This is a genomic window from Thiomonas sp. (genome assembly GCF_054608695.1).
Genome location: NZ_JBTRXV010000089.1, coordinates 1 through 15,920 on the forward strand (window position 1 = coordinate 1; position 15,920 = coordinate 15,920).

A 15,920-nucleotide genomic window follows, 5' to 3' on the forward strand; every position below is an offset into this window, starting at 1 on the left:
CTCGACCCGGCCAGCGGGCGGAAAAACTACATTGCCGCGTGCATCACCCCGCTGTGCCGCGCCTGGCTCACGCCGGATTCGACCGCGCCGGGCGCGGCCAAGGAAACGCCGGGCCGCCCCAAGTTTCCTCGACCCCCTTGGGGGGCGGAGATGGCCAAGCCGTCTCCTGGGGGTGCACCCAGGCGGCGCACGATGTGCTCGCTCATGACGATGGCGTCGTCGATCACCAGCCCCACCGCAGCGGCCATGCCGCCCAGGGTCATGATGTTGAAGCTCATCCCCAGCGCATACAACAACACCACGGTTGCGGCCAGCACCGCGGGCACGGTGATCATCGCAATCAGCGTGATCTTGAAGCTGCGCAGGAACAGCAGCAGCACCAGCCCCGCCAGCACCACGCCGATGAGGATGGCGTCGCGCACGCTGGCGGCGGAGGCCACCACCAGCGTGCTCTGGTCGTACCAGTTCGCCAGCTTCACGCCCGGGGGCAGTTTGTAGCTGGCCAGGGCCTGGCGAACCATGCGTGCGATCTGCACGCTGTTGCCGCCGGGTTGCTGGTAGATGTTGAGCAGCACGGCATTGTGGCCATCCGCCGTCACGCGGATCCACTGCGGAACCGTGCTGCGCGTGACCACGGCCACGTCGCGCACACGCACCACCCCGGTGGGCGTGGCCCTGAGCACCAGGTTGCCGATTTGCGCGGCGCCGTGCAGGCGCGAGTCGGCCAGCGCCAGCAAGAGCTTGTAGCGGTCCTCCAGCTTGCCGACGGCCTGCACGCCGTTGCCGGTGGCGAGGGTGCGTTCCACATCGCCCAGACTCAGGCCATCGCCCTGCAGTTTGGCCGGATTGACGATGACGTGGTATTCCTCCTGCTCGCCACCCTGGACCTGTACGCGCCCGACACCGTTGATGCTGGACAGCAGCGGGCGCAACTGGAATTGCGCCAGGTCGTAAATGCGGGTCAGAGGCACCGTGTCCGACGTCAGGCTGTAGGCGATGATGGGATCGACCGTCGGGTCCATGCGCTTGCTGGACAGAATCGTTCCCGGCGGCAGTTGAGGAAGTTTCTGCGTCACCGCCTCATTCACCTGCACGGCGGCCACATTCATGTCCGTGCCCCAGTGAAAACTCACGGAAATATCGGCGGTGCCCCGACTGGTTGTCGAGCGCACATCGACCACACCGGGCACCCGTCTCACTGCTTGTTCCAGTGGGTAAGTCACCTGCAGCATCATCTGGCGCGAAGGCCGATCGCCTGCGTCCGCGCTCACCACCACGCGCGGAAAATCCACATTGGGGAACAACCCCACCGGCAGCTTGAACGCCGCCATCACCCCGCCGGCAGCCAGCAGCGCGAGCAAAAACAGCACCGAGCGGCGATGCCGCTGCAACCATTGCGAAATGTTCATGCGGCTTCCAATGCGAGACACCGTGCGGCCGGGAGCGGGGAACCGCGCTGCAACCGCGCCGGGACATTCATTTCGCCACCCGCAAGGCCATGCCCGGGCGAAGTTCGTAGTTGCCCAGAACCACCAGCGACAGGCTTGGGTTCAACGGCCCGCTGATGCCCGTGTGCTCGGCCTGATCGATCTCGATCTTCACGTTCACGCGTCTGGCCTTGCCGTGGTCGTCCTGGAACACATAAGCCTGGCCCGAGGCGTCACGCAGAACGGCCTGACGCGGCACGACCCAGCCCTGCCAATGGCGCAGGTCCATTTGCGCCTGGACCGCAAGGCCGGGCAGCAAGCCTGCGGCCTGCGGCGAAAGCGCGAGGGCGACATGCACGAGGTGGCTCTGCGGGTCCACCACGCCTGCGATGGACAACACCGTGGCGACGTCTGTCTTGTCGGGGTCGAACACGGGTTGCAGCCGCGCCGGCTGGCCCGCGACCAGCGCGGCTGCGACCTCGGGCGTCACGCCAACAACGGCTTGCAAACCCGCCGATGGCGCCAGCGTCAACGCGGCGCTGCCAGCGGCCAACAGCGCACCGGGCGTGGTCTGCACCGCAGTCACCACGCCGGCGAATGGCGCGGTCGTCTGGTGCGTGCCGCTGCCCATGCCCTGCTGCTGCGCGGCGGCCAGTTGCGCCTGGGCATCGGCCAGGGTCTTGCGTGCGGCGTTCACCTGTGTCTCGGTGGCGAGTTGCTGCGCGGCCAGTTGCTGCACGCGCCGCAAGTCGGCCTGGGCGTAGCGCACCGCGTTCTGGGCCTGGGTGTAGGCCAGATCGGCACCCGGGGCCGTCTGCACCGTCATCAAGGGCTGGCCCTGTTTCACGCGCTGGCCCATGCGAACCAGAACCTGCCGCACCTGCACCTGGCGCGGGAATGCGATGGCCAGGTTCTGGCTGCTGGCCGTGGTGACGCTGCCGAGTGCATGCACCGTCTGCGCGAGCTGCCCCTGGCGCAGCGGCGCCACTTGCACCTGGACCGAGACCGCCGGCGCAGCCTCGGCATGGGCGCGGCCTGGCGCAGCGGCAGCGAGCGTCAGGCCGAGCAAGACCAGCGGCAACAGGCGGCGCATGAGACGGCCAGGACGCGAGGCGCAGGGGAGGGAGGTCATCGGGGTGGGCTCCGCAGATCGGAAGTTGTTTTGGGCGTGTCGGGCGGCAGTGTGGCCGTGGTCGTGACGGCTGCCGGGCGGTACACCCCGGTGCCCGTCAGCAGGTCCAGGGCCACGGTCTGTTCGGTGGTTTGTTGGTTGTTCGCCTGCAGGGCCAGGCGTTGCTGCAGCAACGCCATGCTCTGGGCCTGGGCCTGGGGCAGGGTGATGGCACCTGCATCCAGCGCCGAGGTGGCGGCGCGTTCGGCGCTCTCCAGCGGCGGCAGGCCGGTTTCCAAGTTGTGGCGCTGGCGCTGCAACAGGTCGAGGTTGGCGAGGGCCTGGGCCACATCGGCCCGGGTCTGGTTCAGTCGCAACTGGTAGGCGTCGAACAGCTCTTGCCGCGTGGCGCGCTGCACCGCGATGGCGCCACGGCTGCCGTTGAAGATGGGCAGGCTGAAACTCACGCCGAAGCCGAGGGTGTTGACGTTGGCCGTGTCGCGCGCCCGGTTCAAACCGACGCTGAACGAGGGGAACTGCGCCAGCACCGCCTCGCGCAACTTCTGCTCCTGGCTGGTGTAGCCGGCGCGCAAGGCCATGAGGTCGGGGCGGATGGCGGTGATATGCGCCAGGGCTTCGTGTGTGGCGGCGGTGTCGTGCGCCGGCAGGGCCGGCAGCGGCGCCAGTTGCAAGGGCACGTTGGGCGCCAGGCCGAGCAGGGCGTGGAGCCTGGATTCGAGCTGGAGGCGCTGCTGCGCGTCGCTCGCCAGGCGCTGCTCAACGGCTTGAAGCTCGACCAAGGCCGCGTCGGCGTTGGTGCGCGGCAGGTTGCCGGCCGCAACCGCCTGGCGCGTGCGTTGCAGCCCTCGCTGCACCAAGTCGCGTTGGCTCTGAAGCAAGGCGTCACGCTGCTGCAGGCCGCTCAGTTGCACGAACAGCAGTTGCGCCTGCCCCACGGTCTGCCATTCCTGCCACAGCAGTTGCAGGTCGATGTCGCGCACATGGGCCGTGGCCGCGGCGCGCGCGGCCGGGCGGGTGATGAGACTGCCGAGGTCGAAATTCAGGGAGTAGTTGTAGGCACTGCTGGTGGCTCCCGCGCTGTTGCCGGGGAAGTCCTGCGTGGTGGAAAACTGCGGGTCGGGCAGCAGCCCGGCCGCAAAGGCCTGCGCCTGGGCGATGCCGACCTGGTCGCGCGCCAGTTGCAGTTGCGGGTTGTTGAGCACCGCCAGGGTGGCCACTGCATCCAGCGTCAGCGGGGCTTGCAGATCAATGGTTTGTGCGGCCAGCCGCGGCAGGGCAATGCGGCTGCGGTCCACCTGCAGGCCGGCAAGACTGCCCTGCAATCGCGCCTGCTCGGACAGCGGTTTGGGGGCATAGCTGGCGCAGGCGCCCAGCGCCAGGGTCAAGGCGACCAGACTGGTCGAGAGCAGCAGGCGGCGGGCGCGGCGGCGCTGCTGGCGCTCGGCAACGACGAACGGGCGCAGCGCCGAAGCTGACATGGACGCCACACCGCGCTCTGCGAGCTGGGGTGGGAGCGCCTCCGGACTCTTGCCGTGCAGCGGCCGCGCCCCCACGGGGGTGAGCAATGTTCCGATCGCCGCACGTTTGCTCATGGTTCGCGTCGAGGTCACGCCTGGATCCAGCGCCTGGAAATCAGCGGCTTGCCAAGCTTGTGGTAGGCCAGGTTCATCGCGGCAGTGAGGTTGCCTACGGCTCCATGCCAGGGCCGGATCAGCAGCGCGCTGGCCAACCCCACTCCGGCGGCGCCCGCCATGTCCAGCGGCCAGTGCACGCCGAGGTAGATGCGTGCCCAGGCCACCGGCAGGCCGAGCAGGGCCAAGCCAAACCCGGCACGGCGCCAGTCGCGATGGAACAAGAGCGCGAAGGCCGCGCCCCAGATGACGGTGAGGTGGTCGCTGGGAAAACTGCTGTCGGCCGCGTGGGCAAGGAACCGGTGGCCGATACCCAGCACGAAAGGCCGCGGCTCGGTCCAGACCAGACCGATGAGCTGGTTGAGCCCCAAGCCCAGCAGCGCCGCCAGCGCCGCATGCACCAGCGCCGCACGCGGCGCCTGCCGACGCCACAACCAGCCGGCCACCAGCAGCAGGGGCGCGGCGAAGATCAGGTCTTGCGCCGCGAACCGCGCCAAGGCCAACAGCCAGGGCACGGGATGCGCTGCAGCGTTGAGCCAGAGAAACACATGAGTATTGAACGCAAGCATCTGCACCCTGACGCTGGCACGCAGACAGCCGCCAGCGCCTCCCACAAGGCCCGCCCGATCGGCGTGAGACGCAGCCTAGGCAGGGAGACTTAGAGGTTTCTTAGCGGCCTGGTTCCGGCAGCGGTCCCGGACTCAACCCGTATTGCGCAGCCCCGCGGCGATGCCGTTGATGCTCATATGGATGCCGCGTTTGGTGCGCTCGTCGGTCTGGCCTTCGCGGAAGCGGCGCAGCAGCTCGATCTGCAGGTGGTTGAGCGGGTCGATGTAGGGGAAGCGGGCGCGGATGGAACGGGCCAGCGTGGGGTTGCTTTGCAGGAACTCCTGCTCGCCGGTGATCTGCCGCATGGCTTGCACCGTGCGCTGCCATTCCTGCTCGATGGCGGCGAACACCTGCTTGCGCGTGCGCGTGTCGGTGACGAGCTGGGCGTAGTGCGAGGCCACGGCCAGGTCGGATTTCGCCAGCACCATGTCCATGTTGGACAGCAGGGCGCGGAAGAAGGGCCATTGCTTGTGCATGCGCGCCAGCAGCTCGGCGCCGTTTTCCGGGTGTTCGGCGATGAACTGCTCCACCGCCGAGCCGAAGCCATACCAGCCTGGCAGCGCCACGCGGCACTGGCCCCAGGAAAAGCTCCAGGGGATGGCGCGCAGGTCGGCGATGCTCTGGCTGGCCTTGCGCGAAGCCGGCCGGCTGCCGATGTTGAGCCCGGCAATTTCGCTGATGGGTGTGGCGGCATAGAAATAGTCGACGAAGCGCGGGTTGCCGTAGACCAGCTCGCGATAGGCCGTGATGGCCACTTGTGACAGGCCGGCCGCAGCTTGCAGGAAGGTTTGCGGCGCGCCGGTGCGCACACCCTGGCGTGCGGGTTGTTCGCCGCTCTTGCCGCGCGCCGACAGCAGCGTGGCTTCCAGGGTGGCGGCCACCAGCGTTTCCAGGTTGCGGCGGCCGATGTCGGGGTTGGCGTACTTGCTGGAGATCACCTCGCCCTGTTCGGTCAGGCGGATGCTGCCGCCCACGGTGCCGGCCGGCTGCGCGAGGATGGCCTCGTAGCTGGGGCCGCCGCCACGGCCCACGCTGCCGCCGCGGCCGTGGAACAGGCGCAGACGGATGCCATGGTCGACGCCGAGTGGGGCGAACAACTCGGCCAGGGCCACCGAAGCCTTGTGCAGTTCCCAGTTGGAGGTGAAGAAGCCGCCGTCCTTGTTGCTGTCGGAATAGCCCAGCATGATTTCCTGCAGCGCGCTTGAACTGCGGACCAACTCGGCCATGCCAGGCAGGGCGTAGAAGCCGCGCATGATGTCGGGCGCGTTGCGCAGGTCGTCGATGGTCTCGAACAGCGGCACCACCAGCAGCTCGGCGCTTGCTCCCGCGGTGCCCAGCGTGCCGTGCAACAGGCCGCATTCCTTCTGCAGCACCAGCACTTCGAGCAGATCACTGACGCTTTCGGTGTGCGAGATGATGGTCTGGCGGATGGCGTCCTCGCCCAGCAGGCGCCGTGCCTGGCGCGCCTGCTCGAACACCGCGAGTTCCGAGCGTGCCCAGTCGGAGTAGGGCGCGTCAGGCACGCGCAGCGGCCGGGGGTCTTGCAGGGTGTGCAGCAGCAGGTCGATGCGCGCGGCCTCATCCAGCGCGCTGTAGTCGGCGCACAGGCGCGCCGTGGCCAGCAGCTCGGCCACCACCTCCTCGTGCTTGTCGGAACTCTGGCGCAGGTCGATGGTGGCGAGGTGAAAGCCGAATACCTCGACTGCGCGGATCAGCGGGTCCAGCCGGGGGCGGGCCAGCGCCTCGGCATGGTGGCCGGCCAGCGAGTCGCGCGCGATGCGCAGGTCGGCGACGAAGGCTTCGGCGCAGGGGTAGGGGTCGGCCTGACCGACCTCGTGGCGCAGCGCCTCGGCCCCGCCCAGCTTGCGCAGCGTGGCTGCCAGACGCGCGTACACGCCGATCAGGGCGCGGCGGTAGGGCTCGTCCTTGCGGTGCTCGGAGTTGTCAGGCGAGCTTTCCGCCAGCGCCAGCAGCTCGGGGCTCGCCGAGGCCAGCATGAGCGACACCGACAGTTCGGCGCCCAACGCATGCACCTGGTTGATGTAGTGCTCAAGCGCGGTGCGCGCCTGCAGGCGCAGCGCGTAGGCCAGGGTCTCGGCGGTGACGAAGGGGTTGCCGTCGCGGTCGCCGCCGACCCAGTGGCCCATGCGGAAAAACGGCCGCAGGCGCCAGGACTTGCCGTCCTCGCGCGGAAAGAGTTCGTCCAGATCCTGCTCCAGCTCGATGTACAGGCGCGGCACTTCGTTGAAAAACGTGCTGTCGTAGTAGGACAGGGCATTCTTGATCTCGTCCGACACGCGCAGCTTGGTGTAGCGCAGCAGTCGGGTCTGCCAGAGCTGGGTGATGCGCGCGCGCAGTTCGGCGTCGATCTCGCGCTGGCGTCTGGGCGGCAGCGGCTGGTCGCGCTCGGCCAGCAGCCGGGCGATCACGCGCTCGGCGTCGAGCAGACTCTTGCGCTGCACCTCGGTGGGGTGGGCGGTGAGTACGGGCGAGATGAGGGAGTGGGCGAAAAAGTCCTCGATCTGCGCGGCCTCGAATCCGGCCTTGCGCAGCTTGTCCAGCGCGGCGCGCACGCTGCCGGGCTGGGGTTTGCCGCCGGCCAGCTCGTGAGCATGGCGGCGGCGCAGCACGTGCCGGTCCTCGGCGATGTTGGCGAGGATGGAAAAGTAGCTGAAGGCGCGGATCACACTCACCGCCTGGTCGCGCGACAAGCCTTGCAGCAACCGGTCGAGCGCGCGGCGTTGTTGCGCCTCGCCTTCGCGGTGGAAGGCGACCGATTGCTGCCGCACCTTCTCCACGATGTCGTACATGGCCTGCCCCTCCTGTTCGCGAATCACGTCGCCGAGCAGGCGGCCGAGATGGCGAATGTCGTCGAACAGGGCGTTGTCGGAGGGCTTGGTGGTTGAACGTTCGGGCATGGCGTTGGGCTGGTGGGCGCGTCAGCAAGGAAAGGTCGTGAGGAGTCGGCAAGCGGGCTGCCGAGGGGGCAAATCAGTGAGCCGGAAGCAAGCATCGAGCAAGCATCGAGCCATGCATCGAGGAAAAGCCCAGCACGATTCATGCTATCAGTCGCTACGCCGGCCGGCGGCGCGGCGGCGGCATCGTGGCGCGGACCCTGAACAGGCTTTGCGCAGGCACGAATTTGCGCCGCCGGGCTGTGGTGCCGCTGCTACGATTCCCGCATGCATTCCGCCACCTTGCCAGCCCAGCTTTCACCCGTGCCCGCACGCCTCGTCATCGCCACGCGCGAAAGCCGTCTCGCCCTCTGGCAGGCCGAGCATGTACAGGCCCTGTTGCGCGGACTGCATCCGGGCTGCGCCGTCGCCCTCAGCGGCATGACCACACGCGGCGACCAGATTCTGGACAAGACCCTGTCCAAGGTCGGCGGCAAGGGCCTGTTCGTGAAAGAGCTGGAAACGGCGATGGAAGCCGGCGAGGCGGATTTGGCGGTGCATTCGCTCAAGGACGTGCCCATGGTGTTGCCCGAGGGCTTTGCCCTGCCGGTCATCATGCAGCGCGAAGATCCGCGCGACGCCTGGGTTTCGAGCAAGGCGGCGCATTTCACCGCGCTGCCGCAGGGCGCGGTGGTCGGCACGTCCAGCCTGCGCCGGGAAATGCAGATCCGCGCGCTGCGCCCCGACTTGAAGGTGGTGCCGCTGCGCGGCAACCTCGACACCCGCTTGCGCAAGCTCGACGAAGGCCAGTACGACGGCATCGTCCTGGCTGCCGCGGGCTTGAAGCGCCTCGGCCTGGAGAGCCGCATCCGTGCGTTGATCGACACCACGGAGATGCTGCCGGCCGTGGGCCAGGCCGCGCTGGGCATCGAAATTCGCGCCGACCGTGCCGACGTGGCTGCAGCATTGGGGCCGCTGGACCATGTGCCCACGCATCTGTGCGCCGCTGCCGAGCGCGCCGTGGCACGCGCTCTGGGCGGCAGTTGCAGCACGCCGCTTGGGGCGCATGCAACCTGGTCGGGCTCGACCCTGCAACTGCGCGCCTTGCTCGGTCTGCCGGACGGCAGCCGCATGTTGCGCGCCGACATCGCTGCCGAGGTGAGCACCCTGCAGGCCGCCGAAGCGCTGGGCCGCGAGGCGGCGCTCGCCTTGCAGGCGCAGGGCGCGCAAGCCATGCTCGAGCAGTTGCAGGCGGTCTGAGCTGCCGAGGGCAGGCGACCCGAGGCAAGGCCCATGCCCGCCAATCCACCCCCCAGCCTCATCCTGACGCGTCCACAGGCCGAGGCCGGTGACGATGCGCGCAGCCTGGCGTTGCGCCAGGCGGGCGTGGTGTTGCACCACTTTCCACTCATCCGCATCCTGCCGCCGCGGGATGCGGCAGCGGCGGCGCAGGCACTCGCTGCCCTGGCCGATTTCGACCTGGCCGTGCCGGTCAGCCCCGCGGCGGTACATGCTGCGCTGGGCATGTTGCGCACCCCCTGGCCTGAAGCCTGCGCGGTGGGTCTGGTCGGCCCCGGCAGCCGCGCAGCGTTCGAGCAGGCGCTGCGCGCGCGCGGCGAGTCGTCCGACACGTTGCGCATCATTTCGGCACCGGCGGAAGCGGCCGACTCGGAAGGGCTTTGGCTGGCGCTCCAGGGACTTTGCGCCAGCTTGCCGCAGCGACGCTGGGCCGATGCGCGCGTGCTGCTGTTGCGTGGCGGCGCAGGGCGCGACTGGTTGGCCGACACCCTCACGGCTGCCGGTGCCCGGGTGTACCGCGTCAGCGTCTACCGCCGCGAGGCGCCCGCGCCCGACGAGGCCACGCTCACCCGGCTGCGCAGCCTGCTGGCGGATTCCGGGGGTTCTGCCGGCCGGGCGACCTGGCTGCTCACCGCATCCGAAGGCGTGCGCAATCTGCAAAACCTGCTCGCGCCAGCCGGGCTGCAAGCCAGCGTGCTGGGGCAACATCGCGCCCTGGCCACGCATGCGCGCATTGCGGCGTCGGCGCGGGAAATGGGCTTTGGCCGAGTCGACCTGTGCACACCCGATACGGCGTCCATCCTCCAGGCCTTGCGCGTTTCTTGAAGGCCTCGGGCGCGGCCTTGGCCATTCGGTTTCGGGCCGTGAGATGAGCCGGGCCGAGCCTTGGCTTCAGACGGACTTCAAGCTTGCCTAGAATCAGCCGCATGTCCGAGCCGATTCCACCTCAAGCCGCAGGCGTTGCGGCGCCGTCCGAGCCCATTGGCTCCAATGCCGGCGAGCCTGCGGCGCTCGCGGGCACGCCGCCCCCTGAGGCGCCGATCGCGCCAAGCTTGCCGCCCGCCGGATGGCCCGGGCAGCCTCCCGCCGTCGCGCACGGCCTGCGCCTGGTGTGGCTGGCCATCGTCGCCCTGCTCCTGTTGGTGGCGGTGGTGGCCTGGTGGCTCGATGGTCGGCTTTATGCCACGCAGGCCGAAATTGCGCGCCGCCTGCAGAACACCGACACCACGTCCATCGAGGCGCGCACGATTGCCAAGCAGTCGGCCGAGGCCTCGCGCGAATTGATGGCCAGAGTGGCCGTGCTGGAGTCGCGCGAACAAGACCTGGCGGCTCAGCGCCAGGCTCTGCAGCAGATCTACCAGGACTTCGCCAAGAGCCGCGACGATGCCTTCCTCGGCCAGACCGCCGAACTCATCGCGCTGGCACAGCAGCAGGCCGAACTCACTGGGAGCCTGAGCCCGCTGGTGAGCACGCTGGAGTCGTCCGTCGCGCGACTCAAGCGCGCCAACAACCCGCGCGCCGCCCTGGTGTTGCGCGCCGTGCAACAAGACCTGAGCCGGCTCAAGAGCAGTGTCGCGCCCGATATCCCCGCCGCCGCGCAGCGCCTGGATGCGCTTGCAGCCCTGGTGGACCAGCTCCAGCCCTTGTCTTCGGCTGCGCCGCTGGAAGGGACGGCATCGGAGGAGGGCTCGATGAACGCCGGGCGCGGCGCGCAAGGCCCAGGCTGGGCGCCGTGGCTGGGACGCTGGGCGCATGTCGCATGGGAGCAGGTGCGCCAGCTCGTCAGCATCACCAGGGTGGATCGACCCAATGCGCTGCTCATGGCGCCGACGCAGACCGATTACCTGCGTGAGAACCTCAAGCTGCAGGTGCTCAATGCCCGGCTCGACCTGCTGTCGCGCAACGCCTCGGGCTACAAGGCCGATATGCGCCGCATCGAGCAGGCGCTGCGTGCCAGCTTCAACGAGCGCCAGCCGCGCACCCAAACCGCCATGGCCCTGGTGCGGCAGGCGGGGCAGATCGACCTTGCCGCCCAGCCCGCCACCAACCTGCAATCGCTCGCGGTGCTGGCCACGCTCGGCTTGGGGAGCAACTGATGCGCTGGCTCGCCTGGGTCGTCGCACTGGCGCTGGCTGCGGCGCTGCTGGCCATGGCGGCCAGCGGCAGGCCCGGCAATGTGGCCATCCTGCTGCCGCCATACCGCATCGACCTGTCGCTCAACCTTGCCGTGCTCTTGCTGCTGCTCGGCTTCGTGCTGTTCTACATCGCCATCCGTGCCTTCAGCCTCTTGCTCGGCCTGCCGCGCGCTGCGGCTCTGTTTCGCTCGCGCCGGCGCATGCAGGTGGCGGCCGCAGCGCTGCACGAGTCCATCATGCATCTGCTGGGTGGGCGCTTTCGCCGCGCCGAGCGGGCGGCCGGCAAGGCTTCGGAAGTGGATGCCTTCAAGCCCGGCGCGCTGCTGACCGCGGCGCAGGCGGCGCAGGCGATGCAGGCCTACGAGCGGCGCGATGCCTATCTGCAAGCCTTGCCCGCCCCTGCGCGTGAGACCGGCACCTTGATGCAGGCGGACTGGCAGATCGAAGCGCGCGACGCGCAAGCCGCGCAGTTGGCCTTGCGCACACTTTCCGGCGGCATGCAGCGCCGTACCCAGACCATGCGCCTTGCCCTGTCGGCCGCGCGTGCGCTGCACGATCACGTCGAAGTCCTGCGCCTGGCCACCACACTGCGCAAGCATCATGGGCTGCACCCCGCAGCGGCCCAGGCCATGATCCACGGTGCGGCGCTCGGACTCATCCGCCAGGCCAACCACGACGCCGAGTCTCTGGAAGTCCTGTGGAAGTCCTTCGACCCGGCCTTGCGGCGCGATCCTCAAATTGCCGTGGCAGGCGCTCGCGGTCTGTTCGCCGCCGGCCAGGCGCAGCAGGCTCGCGCCCTGCTGGTCGAGGCCCTGCGCGCACCCGGCGCTGAGCCGGCCGCGCTGATGCCCGCGCTGCGCGGCATGCTCGGCGGCATCGACGCCAATTTCGTGGCCCAGGCCGAAGCCTGGGTCGACCGCTGGCCGCAGGAAGCGCAGGCCTTGTTCCTTGCAGCGCGCGCCTGCGCCGAGCTGGAGTTGTGGGGCAAGGCGCAGCAGTATCTGCACAAGGCGTTGGAGCTGTGCCAACCTGACGAACGCCGCCTGCGCGGGGCCATCCACGCAGCCTTGGCACGTTTGCAAGAGCGCATCGAGCGCGAAGACCAGGCCGGGCGGCACTGGCGACTTGCGGCGATGGACCTCACCAGCGACGACTCCGCTGCGAACAGCGGCGCCTGAGGTGCTGCGGGCTCGGGTCCGGCGCTGGTTCGCCGCCTTGCTTCAGGAGCGCCTGCTGCTCATTTTCGGCCTGCTCGCGCTGGCGCTCGGCGTGGTTGATCCGCGCTCTTGGGGCCATTACCGCGGCTGGCTCGATCTGCCCACCCTGCTGGGGCTGGTGGCCTTGCTCGTCAGCATCGAGGGGATACGCAGCAGCGGCTACGTTCAGCAGGCGGCGCAGGCCTTGACCCGGCGCATGCGCACCCTGCGCGGACTGGCGCTGTTGCTGGTGAGCGCCGCCGCAATGCTGTCGATGCTGCTGACCAATGACGTCAGCCTGTTCCTGGTCGTCCCCCTCACGGTGGCGTTCGGTGCCGAAGCCGAGATCCCGGTGCTCAGGCTGGTGATCTTCGAGGCGCTCGCGGTCAATGCCGGCTCCACGCTCAGCCCCATCGGCAATCCGCAGAACCTGTTGCTGTGGCAGCGCTCGGGCTTGTCGATGGTCGAGTTCCTCGCTGCCATGACTCCCGCCTTCCTGGTGATGACGGCCATGCTGCTGGCCCTGACCTGGTTTGCATTTCCCGCCCGGGCCTTGCGGCTGGATGAAAGCGACGCGCCGTCCACTTCGGCGTCTGCGCGCGATCCCGCGCCCAAGCGCCCCATGCTTGGCGTGGTCGCGGGTTTGCTGCTTGCAGCCACGGTGGTTTTGCTCCAAGAGGGGCGCGCATCGCTGGCTTGCGGATTGGTGCTGGCCGTTTTCGTGCTGACCGATCGCGGCGTGCTGAAGCAGGTGGACTGGCTGCTGCTGGCAACGTTCGCGGCCATGTTCCTGGGGCTGGGGCATTTGGCGCAATGGCCTCCGGTGCAAGCACTGGTGCAGACGCTGGACTGGAAGCAGGCCTGGGTGATGTTTCTGGGCGGCACGCTGCTGTCGCAGTTCATCAGCAACGTCCCCACCGCCGTGCTGCTGTCGCACTACACCACGGACTACACCGCGCTGGCCGTGGCGGTGAATGTCGGCGGCTTTGGCCTGGGCATCGGTTCGCTGGCCAACCTGATTGCACTGCGCCTGGAAGGCAGCCGTGGCGCACTCGGAGCATTCCACCGCATCAGCGTCCCATTCCTGCTGGTTTGCGCGCCACTGGTCTGGCTGGCGCAGCGTGTCCTGGCCTGATGGGCCGACCCGCATCGGCGGACTGCGGCATGACATGGCTTGAGGCGCCAGGGCCGCGTGTCCAGCAGCTGTGCCCAGTCGGCATGCGCAGCCGATCGATATCGTTGGTCGATGCAGCCGACGCAGACCACAGGCGCATGCCAGAATGCTGCTTTGCATTGGACTTGGCCCCAGCACAACCACGCTGCCGCATCCCTCGGGAGTGCGCCGCCACGCCGGGCTGGCCCAGTGCAGGTCATCCGGAGACGTCATGCCCTATCTCACCCTCGAACAAACCATCGGCAACACCCCCCTGGTGCAACTGCAACGCATCCCCGGCGCGGACAACGCGCGGCGTGGCAACGTCATTCTCGGCAAACTCGAAGGCAACAACCCCGCAGGCTCGGTGAAAGACCGCCCGGCGCTGTCGATGATTCGCCGGGCGCAGGAACGCGGCCAGATCAAGCCTGGCGACATGCTGATCGAGGCCACCTCCGGCAACACCGGCATTGCCCTGGCCATGGCCGCCGCCATCCTCGGCTACCGCATGATCCTCGTCATGCCCGAAGACCTGAGCATCGAACGCGCCCAGACCATGAAGGCCTATGGCGCCGAACTCATCCTCACCCCCAAGGCCGGCGGCATGGAATACGCCCGCGATCTGGCCGAGCAGATGCAGCGCGACGGCCAAGGCCTGATGCTCGACCAGTTCGCCAACGCCGACAACCCGCGCATTCATTTCGAGACCACCGGCCCCGAAATCTGGCGCGACACCGAAGGCCGCGTCACCCATTTCGTCAGCGCCATGGGCACCACCGGCACCATCACCGGCGTGTCGCGCTATCTCAAGGCCCAGAACGAGGCCGTGCAGATCATCGGCGCCCAGCCCGAGGAAGGTTCCCGCATTCCCGGCATTCGCAAATGGCCGCAGGAATACCTGCCTAAAATCTACGAGCCGCAACGCGTGGACCGGCTGGAATACGTCAGCCAGAGCGCGGCCGAAAACATGGCGCGCAAACTCGCTCGCGAAGAAGGCTTGTTCTGCGGCATCAGCGCCGCCGGCGCCTGCGAAGTCGCCCTGCGCATCGCCCGCGAAGTGGACAACGCCACCATCGTGTTCATCGTCTGCGACCGCGGCGACCGCTATCTGAGCACCGGGGTGTTTCCGGCGTGAGGCCGCCACTTTCTGTGTCCGTGGCTTCGACGACAGTGCTTTCATCATGAAGAAACCGCACCATCATCTCGACCCAACCCAGGGCGTTGGCATGGCCTTGGCGGCTGCGTTGCTCTTCGGGGCCAGCACGCCATTCGCCAAGCTGTTGTTGACCGATGCCAATCCGTGGATGCTGGCGGCGCTGCTGTATCTCGGTTCGGGTCTGGGCTTGGCCGCCCTGCGTGCGCTGCGGCGTTTGCGTCGTGCCGAAATGCCGTCTTCCAGGCTGCAGCCTGGGGAATGGCCCTGGCTGGCGGGGGCGATTGCTGCGGGTGGGGTGGCGGCGCCGGTGCTGCTGATGTTCGGCTTGTCGCGCATGCCGGCGGCTGGGGCGTCGCTGCTGCTCAATGCCGAGAGTGTGTTCACGGCGCTGCTGGCCTGGTTCGCGTTTCGGGAGAACTTCGATCGCCGCATCGCCATCGGCATGGTGGCGATTGTGGCGGGCAGCGCGGTGCTGAGCTGGCCACGGCAGGGTGCCGTGTTCGACTGGGCCAGCCTGTGGCCGGGTTTGGCGGTGCTCGGTGCCTGCCTCGGCTGGGGTCTGGACAACAACCTGACGCGCAAGGTGGCGCTGGCCGATGCCGGGTTCATCGCCATGAGCAAGGGGCTGGTGGCCGGGGGCGTGAACCTGGCGCTGGCGTTGTTCCTCGGCGCGCAGTTGCCGTCGCTGCCGATTCTGCTCTCGGCAGGGTTGCTGGGCTTCGCCAGCTATGGCGTGAGTCTGGTGCTGTTCGTGCTTGCGCTGCGTCATCTGGGCACGGCGCGCACCGGAGCGTATTTCGCGGTGGCGCCATTTTTCGGCGCGGTGCTGGCCGTGGCTCTGCTGGGCGAAGCACCGACCCCCGCGCTGCTGCTGGCCGGGGGCCTGATGGCGCTGGGCGTGTGGCTGCATGTGAGCGAACGCCATGCCCATCTCCACATGCACGAGCCGCTGGCGCATGCCCACAGCCATGTGCATGGCGGCCCGAGTGACGATGGGCATCATGACCATATCCATGAACCAGCACTGCCGCCGGGCACGCGGCATAGTCACTCGCATGGTCACACGGCGTTGAGCCACAGCCATGCCCACTATCCCGACGCGCATCACAGGCATCGGCACGGCTGATCATGGTGTCCGCAAAAAATGGAGTGAAAAGCCTGGATCAACCCATACTCAGGCGCAGCGCCAGCGCGGCCAGCGTCACGGCCAGCACCGGCGCGGTGAGCACCATGCCGATGCGGAAGTAGCTGCCCCAGGAGATTTTCATGCCCTTGCGCGCCAGCACAT

At 68.4% G+C, this 15,920-nt stretch carries 13 protein-coding genes; 7 read left to right on the forward strand and 6 right to left on the reverse strand.

What is annotated here, in order from left to right; all coding sequences use genetic code 11:
* Positions 1–26 precede the first annotated feature (26 nt).
* The 5 genes from ACYCUK_RS19795 to ppc all read right to left on the reverse strand — a co-directional run bounded on the left by ACYCUK_RS19795 (position 27) and on the right by ppc (position 7,717).
* Positions 27–1,409, reverse strand: coding sequence for an efflux RND transporter permease subunit (locus tag ACYCUK_RS19795; RefSeq protein ID WP_461596372.1), 1,383 nt, complete (start codon positions 1,407–1,409; stop codon positions 27–29).
* 67 nt (positions 1,410–1,476) lie between these two features.
* Positions 1,477–2,559, reverse strand: coding sequence for an efflux RND transporter periplasmic adaptor subunit (locus ACYCUK_RS19800; protein WP_461596373.1), 1,083 nt, complete (start codon positions 2,557–2,559; stop codon positions 1,477–1,479).
* Positions 2,556–4,151 carry a TolC family protein gene (locus ACYCUK_RS19805; protein ID WP_461596374.1) on the reverse strand — a complete coding sequence of 532 codons (1,596 nt, stop codon included), beginning with the start codon at positions 4,149–4,151 and terminating at the stop codon, positions 2,556–2,558. Before ACYCUK_RS19805 ends, ACYCUK_RS19800 begins: the two co-directional genes overlap by 4 nt.
* 14 nt (positions 4,152–4,165) lie before the next feature.
* Complete coding sequence (locus tag ACYCUK_RS19810; RefSeq protein WP_461596375.1) at positions 4,166–4,759, reverse strand: phosphatase PAP2 family protein; 594 nt, start codon at positions 4,757–4,759, stop codon at positions 4,166–4,168.
* Positions 4,760–4,891: 132 nt separating this feature from the next.
* Positions 4,892–7,717, reverse strand: a complete 2,826-nt coding sequence (ppc, locus tag ACYCUK_RS19815) for a phosphoenolpyruvate carboxylase (protein ID WP_461596376.1) — start codon at positions 7,715–7,717, stop codon at positions 4,892–4,894.
* Positions 7,718–7,981: 264 nt separating this feature from the next.
* Here ppc and hemC point away from each other — a divergent pair, with 264 nt between their 5' ends.
* The 7 genes from hemC to ACYCUK_RS19850 all read left to right on the forward strand — a co-directional run bounded on the left by hemC (position 7,982) and on the right by ACYCUK_RS19850 (position 15,758).
* Entirely contained in the window at positions 7,982–8,953 is a 972-nt protein-coding gene (gene hemC, locus ACYCUK_RS19820; protein ID WP_461596377.1) for a hydroxymethylbilane synthase, read from the forward strand.
* Positions 8,954–8,986: 33 nt separating this feature from the next.
* Positions 8,987–9,817, forward strand: coding sequence for a uroporphyrinogen-III synthase (locus tag ACYCUK_RS19825; RefSeq protein WP_461596378.1), 831 nt, complete (start codon positions 8,987–8,989; stop codon positions 9,815–9,817).
* A gap of 101 nt (positions 9,818–9,918) precedes the next feature.
* Positions 9,919–11,088 (forward strand): uroporphyrinogen-III C-methyltransferase, encoded by a 1,170-nt coding sequence (locus ACYCUK_RS19830; protein ID WP_461596379.1) that lies wholly within the window; start codon positions 9,919–9,921, stop codon positions 11,086–11,088.
* Positions 11,088–12,305: a heme biosynthesis HemY N-terminal domain-containing protein gene (locus ACYCUK_RS19835; protein WP_461596380.1), complete on the forward strand. Its 1,218-nt coding sequence runs from the start codon at positions 11,088–11,090 to the stop codon at positions 12,303–12,305. Before ACYCUK_RS19830 ends, ACYCUK_RS19835 begins: the two co-directional genes overlap by 1 nt.
* Before the next feature lies 1 nt (position 12,306).
* Entirely contained in the window at positions 12,307–13,458 is a 1,152-nt protein-coding gene (locus tag ACYCUK_RS19840; protein ID WP_461596381.1) for an SLC13 family permease, read from the forward strand.
* A gap of 250 nt (positions 13,459–13,708) precedes the next feature.
* Positions 13,709–14,611, forward strand: coding sequence for a cysteine synthase CysM (gene cysM, locus ACYCUK_RS19845; RefSeq protein ID WP_461596382.1), 903 nt, complete (start codon positions 13,709–13,711; stop codon positions 14,609–14,611).
* Positions 14,612–14,657: 46 nt separating this feature from the next.
* Positions 14,658–15,758 (forward strand): DMT family transporter, encoded by a 1,101-nt coding sequence (locus ACYCUK_RS19850; protein WP_461596383.1) that lies wholly within the window; start codon positions 14,658–14,660, stop codon positions 15,756–15,758.
* 37 nt (positions 15,759–15,795) lie between these two features.
* On the opposite strand, the gene ACYCUK_RS19855 is transcribed toward ACYCUK_RS19850, so the two are convergent.
* On the reverse strand, positions 15,796–15,920 hold a 125-nt coding region (locus tag ACYCUK_RS19855; RefSeq protein ID WP_461596384.1), incomplete at its 5' end, for an ArsB/NhaD family transporter.